The organism is Treponema vincentii (genome assembly GCF_018336815.1).
In the GTDB taxonomy this organism is placed as follows: domain Bacteria; phylum Spirochaetota; class Spirochaetia; order Treponematales; family Treponemataceae; genus Treponema.
The window spans coordinates 489,310-503,170 of the sequence record NZ_CP050497.1 but is presented as its reverse complement, the minus strand read 5'-3'; the positions used below and the strand labels follow the sequence as shown (position 1 = coordinate 503,170).

Here is a 13,861-nt window from a genome sequence, read left to right as displayed (position 1 = left end):
AACGATTGTACTACTTTTCAGATACCGATGCAAATGATAAATCAGGGTAAACGCATCAGGTCGTTTTTTTAACATTCCCGCGGAAAAATCGATACTATTCGACCAGAACTGCCAAGGATGGCAGTGGTTCCATATAGTAGCGATGTTTTGTGCGTGCACAAAACTCGCCTTCAACTGATGTACATGGATGTACAACAGTTGAAGATGGTTCAAATGGTCTCACAGTCTCAATTTTTCCGCGGTTTTTATTTACTCTACCTGATGCGTTTACCCGCCTGTTGAAAAAAATGTGCGAAATTTTATTTCCTTAAAATGCAACAGTTGAACAAAATATGAATTTTGGAAACTGTTGCATTCGTGCGCGAAAAGCGCACACATCAATACGCAAGTTTTCGAAAGAAAACTTGACGGTTAAGGTGAGCGGCGTCATTGTAGACGCTCACCTTATACCTATGAAATTTCGCACAGAAGGAAGGCAACCGCTAAAAATATTTTTAATGCGGTTGCCCTGCCGATAAATATTCCGGTATGGAAAATAAGCTCTTGGCGTGATAAAATCAGCATAAGGAGAATTATGACACCAGAAGAAATAAAGAAACTCATTCAAAACGGTGAAAAAATAGATGTTGAATTTAAAGAATCAAAGAATGCTTTATCGAAAGACGTATATGATTCCGTTTGTTCTTTTAACAATAGAAACGGCGGTCATATAGTATTAGGAGTTAACGACAAAAGGGAAATTACCGGCGTTAATCCTGACAAGGTTGATAAAATAATAAAGGAATTTACAACAGCTATTAATAATTCGCAAAAAATATATCCGCCTTTATACTTAACACCTGTTTCAATAGATATGGAAGGCAAGAAGCTTATTTATATCAGAGTACCAAAAGGCTGTCAGGTGTGCAGGCACAATGGACGCATTTGGGATAGGTCTTACGAGGGTGATATAAATATTACCGATAATGCGGAACTGGTATATAAGCTTTATGCGCGGAAACAAAGCACCTATTTTGTAAATAAGGTCTATCCTAATTTGGGAATAGATTGTTTAAACTCAGCGGTAATTGAAAAAGCACGAAAAATGGCTATTGCAAGGAATCAAAATCATTTATGGAAGGGTATGAATGATGAAGAACTTCTGAGAACAGCTAATTTAATTTTAATTGATCCGGAAACAAACAAAGAAGGTATTACCTTAGCTGCAATTTTATTATTTGGAAAAGACAACGCCATTATGTCCGTTTTATCACAGCATAAAACGGATGCACTATTTAGAGTAGAGAACAAAGACCGATATGATGACAGAGATGTCGTCATTACCAATCTGATTGACAGTTATGATAGGCTTATCAACTTTGGCAGAAAGCATTTGAATGACTTGTTTGTTTTAGAGGGCATTGTTAATGTCAATGCAAGAGATAGGATACTCCGAGAAGTAGTTTCCAACACATTAGCCCACAGGGATTATTCAAGCGGCTTTCCTGCGAAAATGATTATTGATGATGAAAAAATTACTATCGAAAATAGCAATGTAGCACATAGAATAGGCGTATTGGATTTGCAAAAATTCGAACCGTTTCCTAAAAATCCGTCGATATCTAAAGTCTTTAGGGAAATTGGAATTGCCGATGAGCTTGGTTCCGGTATGCGTAACACCTATAAGTACACACAACTGTATTCGGGAAAAAATCCTATTTTTGAAGAAGGAGATATATTCAGAACGATTATTCCACTCAAGAAGATTGCAACAGAAAAAGTCGGCGAAAAAAATGTCCCTCAGAATGTCCCTCAGAATGTCCCTCAGAATGTCCCTCACAATAAGAAGGAGCTGATTGAATTTATAAAGGCAAAGGTGAGGTCAAATAATAAGATTACAAGACAAGCTATTGCAGATAGTGCCGGCGTAAGTGTAAAAACTATCCAGAGAACCATAAAAGAGATAGAGAATTTACGATATATCGGTACCGGAAATAACGGATATTGGGAATTGAATGAATAGTTGTGAATTACAAAAGCGAGAATTTGAAAAGGAATCAACAACCCCGACGCAAGCGTCGGGGCACAGTGCTCAATGTTTCGCACTGTGTGTTCTATAAGGTGGTTGCAGTCGGGTTTAATACCCTTTGTTACGACGCAGAGCGTCGGGGTATTAACCCCTCCGCACGAATAAAACGATCGGCGTATGGAATTAGATTTTAAGCATGCTTCATTACAGGAAATAATTGACTATGCACCCGATCTCCGTAGGGAGGCATATATAGATGCGACGCTGCGGATGCAGGCGGATGATAATATCGTTGGGCTGTTCGGCTCTGCGTATTCGGAAGCTCAGTCTCCCGTCATCGACGAGGCGCTCATCTACGGCTGCGGTCTTGTGCCGGTGCCGATTGTCGGAGTGGACGCCTTTATTTTTAAATATGGTGATTATCCTGCCTGCGATGCAATCAAGAGTACGGTGATATATTTAACGACGCAAAAGTGTCCGCTGCTGTATTCTTCCAAGATGTATGTACTTGACGGCTGTTGCCCTGCCGTCGAAACCGCATTCCGGCAGTGTACGCAAAAAACTGTGCATATATACAACGATGCGGAAACACTCAAGACAGTGCTGCAACAGGTGTACGGCTGCAAGTATTCCGCTGCCCGCTATCAAGAAGCGAAGTCTGCCTTTCTAATATTGAGCGGCTTGTTGCAGCAGCTTGAGCAAAGTGCACTTTCCGGCAATGACTTTGGGGTGCTCGCTTTTTATTCCCGTTTTATCTTTGAGCTTGAAGAACGAATCGCTTTCTTGACGCGGGTGTGCGAATTGCTTTCTTCCGCAGCAATCGGCGAACATTCATCTCATTCACCGGAAAAACGAGTGCCTGTTTCAATTCATTGTCCCGACGGCATCATACAAAAAATCAAACCGGCTTCCGGAAATTATTTTAAGCCGGTATGGGTGCAGGCAGGGTGTTCCGCCGATATTGCATGCGCAGGATGTATCTATCCGGCCGGTCAGTATGTGGGGTATTAAAGCCGATAACGTGAGGATATGGACTCTACAGAATCAACCCAACTCGAATCAGCTTCGATGAATACACTTGACGGGGACGTCCCAAGAGTTTGTTACTTTTTCGCTATTCCCGTCGAGCGTGTTCAAAATCGCACAGATAGCACGATTTTGAACATCGCATTTCAGGGTAACCTGCTCTGAAATGCGATGTTTTCGAACAGGTTAATTACCAATACAACGAATTTTGAGCGAAATACTCTCAAATCGTCGCTTCTACTGACAAGATGCCAACCTTTTCCGCCAGTCTTGCGATTACATTTACTTAATCGCCTGTGCGCCGAAGCCTTTGACTGCACCGAACAGTTTTACAGCATCATCTTGCGGATATCTGTTTGCAAACATCGACACATCAGTTTGAACTTTCATCGTTTGGTTCATTCCCATTGCGCGTCTGAACTCGTTAGCGGGGGAATTCGGATCATAGTCGGTTTTTTCTTTATAGGTAGCGTTTAAGAAACCTGCCAAATATGCTTGGTTTAAAACTTTTTTAAGCGGAGCTACGTCTTTCAGCTCCTCGTTGCCTTCGGCGCTGTTAAAGCGTTCAACGTCTTCAAAGTCTTTTACCCATACGTATTCAAATGTACCTAAGCCCGGCAGGGTTACATCCGCTTGTTTGTTCATAAAAAATCGATTGTTATCTACAAGTACCTTTCGTCCGTTTTCCATAGAAGCAGGGCTGTCGATACGGCAGCGATCGATTGCAGACAGTGTAGAAAGCCCGATAATGTTGTGGTGTATATTCACCTCAACCTTCGTCATAACGCGGAATCCGTACCCCATATCCTCAAAGGCATGCGTGCGTGGCCATGTAAACAAAACAGTATTATATGCGAACTCCAGCGTTATGGCGGTCGGTTTATTTTCTTTTCCCCAAATTTCGCAAGCAGACATCGCATTTGCAGTAAAAACATTATTCAAAATTTTAACATCGCCTGAACCGCCGAACTGGATGGCAAAATTGGAAGCGTTATTAAATACGCAGTTTTGAATAAGCACATCGCATTTCATAATGCTGCCGCCGAATATCGCCTTTTCTGTTGTAATGGATTTTTCACCGCCATTAACGCCTTCTCCCGGCGGCAGGATGAGCATACCGGTTTCCACACCGGCAGGTTTGCCTTTTGTCGGATGGTAACCGTTGGAAGCTCCTTTATCGAAGATGATACCGTCGATGACAAGTTTTTTTCCCTGACCGTCTTTAATATCAAACTCCATCGCCTTATTTGCGCGGCCTGTTCCGTTTGATGAGGCCGGCGGCATAACGAGCGTGCGGTATTTTAAAACGTCCCGTTTTGAAAAGTCTTTGGAATATCCTCCGTAGATTTCTACAGGGTTTTTTATCATGATAAAACCTTTGTCCCGTACGCCGTAATAATTGCCTTCCGCAACATATAACTTATCACCGGGTTGCACTTTTTCGGCAGCCTTTTCGATGTTTTTAAACGGAGCATCTTTTGTACCCGCGTTTCCATTCTTACCGGTCTCTTTTGAAACGTAGTACTCTGCAGCCATTACGTTTGCTAAAACGAGACAAACCGCTAAACACGTTGTAATTGCTTTTTTCATATACACCTCTCAATTTAAGGGAGAATGCTTGTGTGCTTCCCTTTATGTTTAATGTAGCATAATTACCATAGTTTTGTAAATTATTTTAAAGGCTGACAGATTATTGCCTTATAACATTTCTGCGATAAAAATGTTATCGTTATTTGCAGAATAGGGAGATGGAGCCGTGCAGCTGTGGAAATTTTACAAAAGAACGGATTTAAGAAACTGCTCAATGTGGATTGGGGCGGTAAGTATTTTCATGTCCCGCTTCATAATCCTTAAAATCCGCATTCAGCAAGGCTCTCATAGGCTATAATGCAATGACTTTTTATACTTAATCCAATCTTTTTATTTTGATAAACCGTACTTCTTGTCTGTAAGCGCTTACTATCGTAATAATTGAGGCCAGTATTAAAATTCCACCGTTTACCAATAAATCTCTTTTAACCAGCTTTGCGATGTCCGGTTCGGTGATTATAAGCTCCGGCGTTTCTTTTAAAACATCGAAAAAGCCGATATGCTCAATATCCGGACCCTCATTTACAGCATCGTATATACGCCAGCCGTATTCCAATACGGTTGCCGCTGCGAGCGCTATGCCCAGTACAATCAAAATCATAACGATGGCTTTTACGGTTAATTTTTTTCCCAGTCGTTTGTATACAGTATAGGATATTGCGCTGAGTAAGACTGGAATCGCCCAAACATAGAGGTTCATTTTTCCGACGATAACATACAGTAAGATTCCCGCTAATGCAACGCCGATAACGCCCAATGTACCGAGTAAAAAATTTTCTTGCGTGTTTTTGTCTTTTTCTTTTTGAGCGGTAAGATCGGCTTCTTTTTCCGCCCGCTCAGCTTCGGTTAGATACAGGTATTGTAGTCCTATTTGAAACAACCGTATCGTTCCATCATTTTTACCATAGATAAATCCGCCGGATTTATACTTATTTTCTATCAGGAATGGGATAACGGTATCATTCAGCAAATCAAATGTTTTCTTATAGTTCCCTAATGCCGGCGTAGGATATTCAAAGATTAATGTTGCGTTATCGATACGCGTTTTTACCTTTTTTATTTCACAAAGCCGCGACTGCAAGAGGGCGAACAAGTCTTCTCCATTTTCTGCCTTAGAAGCGCCGATGGTAAGGATACATTTCTTCGCATTGGCATCTACGTGAAAAATCGTATAAAACCCTTGCAGCATTCCTGCATATACATTCTTATATTTTTTAAATTGATAATCTTTAGATAAAAAGTCTAAACTTCCCATGAGTGTTCCTCTTTGAGTAAATGAGTTGCGCCGCAAATAATTCGACAGCTGTCGAGTTTATTCTTTTTTTATATAAAGATAAAGAGGCCGACTCAGAGTAAACGCATCAGGCTATTTATTCGTGCGGAGGGTTTAATACCCCGACGCTTGCGTCGTAACAAAGGGTATTAAAGCCGACTGCAACCACCTTATGAGAACAACAACCCCGCGGAAAAATTGGGGTTGCTACGTAGCCCCTCTTTTTTTGAAAATAACTTTTCCGTCAGCCTTTTGAAAATAGCCTGTCCGGAAGTGTACGTCCGTGTACACTTCCGGACGCGAGTTTTTGCATCGCAAAAACATCGCTTCTGTTTTGAACCACGGACATCCTTGTCCGTTCTGAAACTACAAGGCGCGAGCAAAAAACACCCGCAGGCATGTTGAAAAGTGTACATCCGTGTACACTTTTCAACGTCGAGTTTTGCTGCGCAAAAACGTCGCTGTTGCTTATAACCCCGGACATCCCTGTCCGTCCTGATACGTTGAGGCTTTTTCAGTAGCGGCACGGATGCCGCTGGTTATATCAGAAGCGATGGGGATGTCTCAAAAGTTGGTTACTTTTTCGACATCCCCGCGAGTTTAAAATCAAGTCTTTACACAGTAATGACTTAATTTTAAACATCGCATCTAAATCTAAGGAAACTGTCCAAAAACTGAAGTTTTTGGACAGCCCTTCGCTGCCAAAAGTGTACAAGGATGTACACTTTTGGCAAGGCAACGCCGTAGACGGTATGCATATTTTCAAAAGGAAATATTACGCGATAATGCCCATCTCTTTTCCGACTTTTTCGAAGATAGCGATAGCGCGGTCAAGCTGTTCGGTGGTGTGCCCTGCCGTTACCATACAGCGGACACGTCCGGTGCCTTTGGGTACGGTGGGAAATACAATCGGTCCGATGAATAAGCCGTTATCGAACAGCTTTTTGGAGAACTCGAGTGTTTTTGCCTCTTCTCCGATGATGACCGGCGTAATGGGTGTTTCGCTGTGTCCGGTGTTAAAGCCGAGGTGGGAGAGTTTCTCTTTGAAATAGCGGGCGTTTTTCCACAGCCGGTCGGTGTATTCGGTTGATTCCATCAGCATTTTGATAGCTTCGATACAAGCGCCGATAGCGGCGGGCGGGAGTCCGGTGGAGAACAGGAAGGGGCGTCCGCGGTTTTTCAGCCAGTCGATGGTAACCTGCTTACCGGCAACATAGCCGCCGACAACGCCGATTGCTTTGGACAGGGTACCGATTGCAAAGTCTACTCTGCCGTGCAGGTGGAAGTGGTCAACGGAGCCGCGTCCGCTTTCGCCTAATACACCGCTGGCATGGGCGTCATCCACGTAGGTTAAGCATTCGTACTTTTCCGCAAGTGCAACGATTTCCGGCAGCTTGGCAATGTCGCCGTCCATGGAGAACACGCCGTCAGTGATGATGAGGATGTTGCGGTAGTTGGGGCGCTTCTCTTTTAAAACCCGCTCCAAATCCGCCATATCGGAGTGTTTAAACACTGCCTTATCCGCTTTTGAAAGGCGCGAGCCGTCGATGATGGACGCATGGTTTAGTTCATCGGATAGGATGAGGTCTCCCTTATCGGTAACCGCTTGGATAACACCGGCGTTGCAGTTAAAGCCCGACTGGAAGGTGAGTACTGCTTCTTCCCGCTTGAATGTAGCAAGCAGGGTTTCAAGTTCATCGTGAATCTTCATGTTTCCGATGATGGGTCGGACAGCTCCGGCTCCCGCGCCGTAGGTTTCAATCGCTGCGATTGCCGCCTTCTTTAAGCGGGGATGGTTTGCAAAGCCCAGATAGTTATTTGATGAAAGGTTGATAACTTTCTTTCCATTAATAACGCATTCTGCTTCGTTCGGCCCGTCAAGAGTTACCGGTACCTTATACAAGCCTTGATCTTTTAATTCCTGTACTTTTTCTTGTAAAAAAGCCATTTCGTGAATATTGCTCATCGTTTTCTCCTCTTCAATGAAATTTAATACTCATTGCAACGTTTCTTTATTTTTGTGCCGAATGATAGGCAACGCCGAGCCGCTTGCTCAGTTTTTCCAGCATATCGACGGTCATGGTTTCCAGATCGTATTCGGGTTTCCAGTTCCATTCTTGCCGTGCGCAGGTGTCATCGATGGAGTTCGGCCATGAATCGGCGATTGCCTGCCGCATGGGGTCAACCTTGTAGGTCATCTGAAATTTAGGGATGTGCTTTTTAATTTCCGCTGCGATAATTTCCGGTGTAAAGCTCATGGAAGCGATGTTGAAGGCATTGCGGTGGACTAAGTTCGCCTCATCTGTTTCCAGAAGCTGCTGCACTGCTTTGAGGGCATCGGGCATATACATCATGTCCATATAGGTGCCTTCCTTAATAAAGCACTCGTATTTTTTGTTCTTGAGCGCTTCGTAATAAATGTCAACGGCATAGTCGGTAGTGCCGCCGCCCGGAGGAGTTGTATACGAAATAAGACCGGGGAACCGTACGCCGCGGGTATCGACGCCGAAGCGTTTGTGGTAGTAGTCGCAGAGCAGCTCGCCTGAAACCTTTGTTACGCCGTACATCGAGGTCGGCCGCTGGATGGTGTCCTGAGGCGTTTTGTCTTTCGGAGTTCCCGGCCCGAATGCCGCGATGGAGCTGGGAACAAAGAACCGGTACTTATTTTCCCGTGCGATTTCCAGCATATTGTATAATCCGTGGATGTTGATATTGAACGCCATTTGCGGATCGCGCTCTGCAACGGCGGAAAGGAGCGCTGCTAAGTGTATAACGGTATCGACCTTATATTTTTTACATACATCCGCAACCTTTTGCGGCTCCAATACGTTTAATTGCTCAAAAGGCCCGGACTCAAGCACTTCCGGCATGTCTTTTTTTACTACATCACTTGCAATAACATTACTGCCGCCATAGGTCTTGCGCAGGTGCATAACCAGCTCACTGCCGATTTGACCGAGGGCTCCTGTTACCAATATTGTTTTCATATTACCTCCTATAAAAACTTTTGCAGGAAATATCAATTTCCGAAAAAAGTTTTTAGCCGTGCGCAGTACGCGCACACATACAATAATCGAGTTTGCAACGCAAACTTGAGATAAAAAGTACCGGCGCAATTTTAGACGGTACTTTTTATCGTGCCTCCTCAGATAATACACTTTTACCTTCGCACGAAATTTTAAATAAAATTTCGTGCATTTTATTTTAAGGAAGGACAAATGCATCAGACAAATATGTAAAAACTCAGAATAAGAGTTTACCGCATAGAACCGACGCTTTTGAAAAGAGACTTTTCGTTAGCCTTTTGAAAAGGGAGCGGTAGATACAAGAAGATAGGCAAAAAAGCACCGTAGGCGTATTTTTAATACGTTGAGGATACTTTTTTTGCCGTACGACACAGTAGATACCCCTCTATTTTCAAAAGAACAGGTTGAACAGCCCCAATTATTTTGCGGGGATATTAGGTAACTGTCTGATGCGGTTGCCCTAATATATTTAGTATATCACCGCTGTTCCGATTTTGCTATAATAAAATAATGAATGACACTATTTTGACGGATGAAGCCAAGGGCTTCATGAAGAAAAAGAATTTCTTGCCGGTTCTTTCCGGACTCTTTATCGGTGTATTGGTGCTGTCGAATATTTTGGCAGTAAAAATGGTGCAGATTGGTCCCTTCGTATTTGACGGCGGTACGCTGCTTTTTCCGTTTTCGTATATCTTCGGCGATGTGCTGACTGAGGTATACGGCTATCGGGATACGCGGAAAGTCATTTGGACAGGCTTTGTCGTCCTTATTTTTATGGCGTTCAATGTCTGGTTGGTGAGTATTCTGCCGGCAGAGGGCGGCTGGAATCTGCAAAGCGATTTTAATAATATTTTGCTGCAAATGCCCCGCATCACTGCAGGCAGTATCTGCGGTTACTTTATCGGCGAGTACAGCAATTCTACCGTTCTTTCTAAAATGAAGATACTTACCGACGGCAAACACCTGTGGATGCGCACCATCGGCTCAACTTTGGTTGGAGAGCTGCTGGACAGTATCATTTTTGTAGCGATTGCCTTTTCGGGAATGTACGCATCTTCCGTTTTAATTGTGATGGCTTTTTCAAATTATCTTTTTAAGACGATGATAGAGGTTGTCTGTACGCCCTTTACCTATTTGGTTGTCAACTTCTTTAAAAAATACGAACAGCTTGATACCTATGACTATGGAGAGCGGTATAGTCCGCTGCCGTAGTCCTTTTGGAAATATACGACGCATCTGCGTTGTCGCTTCATAAAAAACAGTCCTCAACGTACATCAAGTACGCCTGCGGGTGTTTTTTATACGCTCCTAGCATCTGCACCGTCTATTTCCAAAAGGCATTTCAGAACCGCCACGGACGGCGGTGGTTCCTCGCAGTAGCGACGTTTTTGCACAGCAAAAACTCGCCGTCAGCAAATGTACACGGATGTACGTTTGCTGACGATGTATCTACGCCGTCTCTTTGCAAAAGCGCTGGAGGTGTGTGCATCTGAGTTGTCGCTGATACAGTATCGAGTTTTGCCAAGGGCAAAACTCGAAGCTAACAAATAACTCTATATCAGAAAAAACGCTAAAAGACAGGATAAAACGCTCATTTTATGGCGTTTGTAGTACATATTTTTAATCAATTATCTTACACTTTATCTTTCAAAAGAACTGTGTATCTCTAACTATGTTTATACTAAGCTATGGACATATTTTTGTCAGTATCTCCCGCGTGTAAAAGCTCTTCCGCCTTTGAAGGTCGCGCCCTTTGCGTATTTTGCAATGTCCGAACCGCTCCGTCCAAGACCGCTTCCGCCTGATGTACAGAGTGTAACAAGTTTCTTTCCGCTCCAGTTTTGGCTTTCGACAAAGGTATACATGATCTTCGGCACATATCCCCACCAGATAGGATAGCACAAAACAACGGTGTCGTAACCGGATATGTCAATCTTGTTCGCGATTGACGGACGGGATTTCGGATCGTTACACTCGATTGTAGTGAGTGATTTTTTGTCATTCCAGTTCAGATCGGCAGCGGTGTATTTGTGGACAGGATCTATTTCAAAAAGATCCGCCCCCATCGCGCTTGCAGCATTTTTCGTCATTTCTTCCGTCGTACCGGTTGCGCTAAAATACACCAGTGCCGTTTTTGCTGAAAGTCATGCTGCCATACCTGCGCTCATTAAAACTGAAAGAATAAGTTTTTCCATCTCTTGTCTCCTATAAGTAAAAAATCTGAGGAAAATCTCCCTTCGTCAATCTTATCTATATCCTACTTATGAAGTAATCGCGCTTGCACGATTTTGACATCCTTGTTTTTCTTTGCAATATTCAAAACCGCTTCTTCAAGTTTACGTTTTTTCGCCGCTTTTTCCGATGCAAAAAGTTCAAGTTGGCTGTTGTCGCTGCCGACATCTACTCCAATCCCGATAAGCCGGACGGATAGCGCGGTGTCGAAACGGGAAAAAAATAGCCGTTGCGCCCGCTCGTATAAATCCGCAGAATCGTTAATCAAAGAGCCGCTCTGCTGCGCTGATACGGTAGTAAAATCAGCATACCGTATTTTAATATGTACGGTGCGGCTTTGAATGCGCTCATCAAGAATGCGGCACATCAACTCAGCGCTCAGCTGAAATAACACATCGGAAATTTCATCCTTTTCATGCAGATCGGTTTCAAACGTGCGTTCCGTACTGATAGAATGGCTTTTCCGCTCTTCATTAAAAACATGCGCCATATCTCCGCGGACGGCTTGATATAAAAACGTACCGGCGGCATTCCCGATAATCAGTTGTAAAACGGATTCCTGCTGTTTGAGAATTTCGGCAATAGTCGTCAGACCTGCCTCCGCAAGTCTCGCACGAGTTTTGCCGCCGATTCCCCATACATCGCTTAAACGCAGCGACTGCATAAACGCCGCTTCTTTGCCCGCCGGAATAACAAGCAAACCGTCCGGCTTCGATTGCCCCGACGCAATTTTTGCAATGTACTTATTGGAAGCTGCCCCTACGGAAACGCGCAAACCGGTTTGTTCAAAAATGGTAGTTTTCAGCCGCCGGGCAGCTGTTGTAGTATCGCCGAATATTTTTTCCGTACCGCTCATATCAAGAAAAGCTTCATCGATGGAAAGCTGCTGTATATCGGGACTGAAGTTTTTAAAAATATTCATAATCTCTTTCGATTTTTCATAGTAACGCTGCATTCGTGTTTTGATAAATATCCCCTGCGGACACAAGGCTCGTGCACGGGCTATCGGCATCGCAGAATGGACACCGAATTTTCGCGCTTCATACGACGCAGTTGAGACAACACCCCGCTTACCAAGCCCGCCGACAATAACCGGCTTCCCGCGATATGCCGGATTATCGAGCTGCTCTACCGAGGCAAAAAAAGCATCTAAATCAACATGAAAAAATACCGGATTATGAATCATTTTGAGCTAACCTTAACATCGCATAACTATTATATCATAACTTTGATAAAATCCAGCTGCCGGCATTCAGAATATTGAAGAACACCAAGATAGAATGATGCATGGTTTTATGCTATAATGATAGAGATGAAACGAAATAATGCTCCGCAGCAAACGCATTTTATCGGCGTTCTCCTCCCAGAGGATATAACCCTTACTCTGGAAGATTGCCGTCGTTATATGAACGAGGCTTACGGTTGCAAATCCGGACATGGAACTCCAATTCACGTTACACTTGTCCCACCGTTCAGACTGCCGGAAGATTATACAACCGATGATTTAATCAGCGCGATTGAAAAAGAAGTCTTGCCCAAAGGCTTAGGTTTTACTGCTCATATTGATAACTTTGATGCGTTTGGAGATAGAACGCTGTTTGCAAATGTCATTACAGATGAAAATTGGACAAAGCTCCGTGATAAAACAGTACAAGCAATTATCAACGCCTGTCCGGGCTGCACTAAAAAAGACAAAAAGCCTTTCCAGCCTCACGCAACTGTTGCAAATCGGGATATTCCTACCGGAGTAATGACCAAGGCGATTCAGGTAATGAACGAGCTGAACCTTGAGGAAGACTTTCCGGTTGATAACATCACGATTTTTGAACGGAAAGGCAACAGGTGGGAAGCGGGGGTTACTTTAGAATTCAGAGTAAACGCATCAGGTCGTTTTTTTTAATCTCCCCGCGGAAAAATTGATACTATTCGACCAGAACTGCCAAGGATGGCAGTACCGTGAAATCTTATTAATCGGCGCTTATGCGAAAGGAGAATGAAAATGACAGCTGAGAAGATTTTTGAAATTCCACAAATGTCTGCGGATTGGATCAGGAATGAACTGAATAAGAAATTCCCACCGGATGAGGCGGAAAAGAAGTATCGGGAGATTATTGAAATCTACGAAAAGTTTGCACATGATGCACCGAGTATCGGAGGCAAAGACAATCCGATGTCGAAAAACTTTTACGGTGCGCTGTCGGCTTTTGCGTATTATGAATGTATGAACCGCAGTATGTCACCCGATGAAATTACGAATATGTGTTATGGTATGATGATCGGCGATAAAAAAGGCGGTCAGCTTTCTCGGTTCAATCTTAACAACAGGCTGGTGCAAGCGCTTTTCCACGGGCTTTTCTCACTCAGGGCAAAGAAGCTGAACAAGCACAAAGAAGACGGCTCATGGAACAATACATGGGGAATGAAAATAAATCCGCTGCATCACAAACAAGGAATCAGTATTCACCTGGTTGGGTGTCCCATCGCCGATTTTGCAAAAAAGAATGGATACGGTGAATTGATGCCGTATTTTTGCGAAACGGACAAGGCGGTGATGGAACATTTCGGCGGCACTCTTTACAGGGAACATACCGTTGCCGAAGGATATGAAGACTGCGACTATTGGATAAAGAACAAAGGAGAATAACCAAACAGCAATCCTATGATACTATTTGTGTCTGCCAAAATCATATCAAGCTTACCTCGCGT

11 protein-coding genes are annotated in these 13,861 nt (G+C 43.6%); 5 read left to right on the top strand and 6 right to left on the bottom strand.

Translation table 11 applies throughout. The features are described 5' to 3' along the window. The first annotated feature begins 574 nt into the window (after positions 1-574). Both GWP40_RS02325 and GWP40_RS02320 read left to right on the top strand, forming a co-directional pair. Positions 575-2,002, top strand: coding sequence for an AlbA family DNA-binding domain-containing protein (locus tag GWP40_RS02325; RefSeq protein WP_212565891.1), 1,428 nt, complete (start codon positions 575-577; stop codon positions 2,000-2,002). 183 nt (positions 2,003-2,185) lie between these two features. Continuing rightward, positions 2,186-3,019, top strand: a complete 834-nt coding sequence (locus GWP40_RS02320) for a hypothetical protein (RefSeq protein ID WP_212565890.1) — start codon at positions 2,186-2,188, stop codon at positions 3,017-3,019. A gap of 297 nt (positions 3,020-3,316) precedes the next feature. On the opposite strand, the gene GWP40_RS02315 is transcribed toward GWP40_RS02320, so the two are convergent. The 4 genes from GWP40_RS02315 to GWP40_RS02295 all read right to left on the bottom strand — a co-directional run bounded on the left by GWP40_RS02315 (position 3,317) and on the right by GWP40_RS02295 (position 8,884). Beyond that, positions 3,317-4,624 (bottom strand): right-handed parallel beta-helix repeat-containing protein, encoded by a 1,308-nt coding sequence (locus tag GWP40_RS02315; protein WP_016522840.1) that lies wholly within the window; start codon positions 4,622-4,624, stop codon positions 3,317-3,319. A 316-nt stretch (positions 4,625-4,940) separates the two neighbouring features. Beyond that, entirely contained in the window at positions 4,941-5,879 is a 939-nt protein-coding gene (locus GWP40_RS02305; protein ID WP_016522841.1) for a hypothetical protein, read from the bottom strand. 793 nt (positions 5,880-6,672) lie between these two features. After that, positions 6,673-7,863 carry a glycine C-acetyltransferase gene (locus GWP40_RS02300; RefSeq protein ID WP_212565889.1) on the bottom strand — a complete coding sequence of 397 codons (1,191 nt, stop codon included), beginning with the start codon at positions 7,861-7,863 and terminating at the stop codon, positions 6,673-6,675. Between the two features lie 46 nt (positions 7,864-7,909). After that, entirely contained in the window at positions 7,910-8,884 is a 975-nt protein-coding gene (locus tag GWP40_RS02295; RefSeq protein WP_212565888.1) for an L-threonine 3-dehydrogenase, read from the bottom strand. A 549-nt stretch (positions 8,885-9,433) separates the two neighbouring features. On the opposite strand from GWP40_RS02295, the gene GWP40_RS02290 reads away from it, so the two are divergent. Then, positions 9,434-10,135: a queuosine precursor transporter gene (locus tag GWP40_RS02290; RefSeq protein ID WP_212565887.1), complete on the top strand. Its 702-nt coding sequence runs from the start codon at positions 9,434-9,436 to the stop codon at positions 10,133-10,135. A gap of 491 nt (positions 10,136-10,626) precedes the next feature. Here the strand turns inward: GWP40_RS02290 and GWP40_RS02285 are convergent, their stop codons facing one another. Both GWP40_RS02285 and dinB read right to left on the bottom strand, forming a co-directional pair. Beyond that, a complete protein-coding gene (locus tag GWP40_RS02285; protein WP_414162756.1) occupies positions 10,627-11,046 on the bottom strand; it encodes a flavodoxin in 420 nt (139 codons plus the stop codon). Between the two features lie 134 nt (positions 11,047-11,180). Further along, entirely contained in the window at positions 11,181-12,341 is a 1,161-nt protein-coding gene (gene dinB, locus GWP40_RS02280) for a DNA polymerase IV (RefSeq protein WP_212565886.1), read from the bottom strand. A 126-nt stretch (positions 12,342-12,467) separates the two neighbouring features. Here dinB and GWP40_RS02275 point away from each other — a divergent pair, with 126 nt between their 5' ends. Beyond that, positions 12,468-13,055, top strand: a complete 588-nt coding sequence (locus tag GWP40_RS02275; RefSeq protein WP_212565885.1) for a 2'-5' RNA ligase family protein — start codon at positions 12,468-12,470, stop codon at positions 13,053-13,055. Between the two features lie 99 nt (positions 13,056-13,154). Next, entirely contained in the window at positions 13,155-13,799 is a 645-nt protein-coding gene (locus GWP40_RS02270) for an L-2-amino-thiazoline-4-carboxylic acid hydrolase (protein ID WP_212565884.1), read from the top strand. Positions 13,800-13,861 lie beyond the last annotated feature (62 nt).

Excerpts from the sequence above, each read along its gene's own strand:
- GWP40_RS02290 (WP_212565887.1), top strand. The coding sequence starts at position 9,434 with ATGAATGACACTATTTTGACGGATGAAGCCAAGGGCTTCATGAAGAAA.
- GWP40_RS02300 (WP_212565889.1), bottom strand. The coding sequence starts at position 7,863 with ATGAGCAATATTCACGAAATGGCTTTTTTACAAGAAAAAGTACAGGAA.
- GWP40_RS02275 (WP_212565885.1), top strand. The coding sequence starts at position 12,468 with ATGAAACGAAATAATGCTCCGCAGCAAACGCATTTTATCGGCGTTCTC.
- GWP40_RS02325 (WP_212565891.1), top strand. The coding sequence starts at position 575 with ATGACACCAGAAGAAATAAAGAAACTCATTCAAAACGGTGAAAAAATA.
- GWP40_RS02305 (WP_016522841.1), bottom strand. The coding sequence starts at position 5,879 with ATGGGAAGTTTAGACTTTTTATCTAAAGATTATCAATTTAAAAAATAT.
- GWP40_RS02320 (WP_212565890.1), top strand. The coding sequence starts at position 2,186 with ATGGAATTAGATTTTAAGCATGCTTCATTACAGGAAATAATTGACTAT.
- GWP40_RS02315 (WP_016522840.1), bottom strand. The coding sequence starts at position 4,624 with ATGAAAAAAGCAATTACAACGTGTTTAGCGGTTTGTCTCGTTTTAGCA.
- GWP40_RS02270 (WP_212565884.1), top strand. The coding sequence starts at position 13,155 with ATGACAGCTGAGAAGATTTTTGAAATTCCACAAATGTCTGCGGATTGG.
- dinB (WP_212565886.1), bottom strand. The coding sequence starts at position 12,341 with ATGATTCATAATCCGGTATTTTTTCATGTTGATTTAGATGCTTTTTTT.
- GWP40_RS02295 (WP_212565888.1), bottom strand. The coding sequence starts at position 8,884 with ATGAAAACAATATTGGTAACAGGAGCCCTCGGTCAAATCGGCAGTGAG.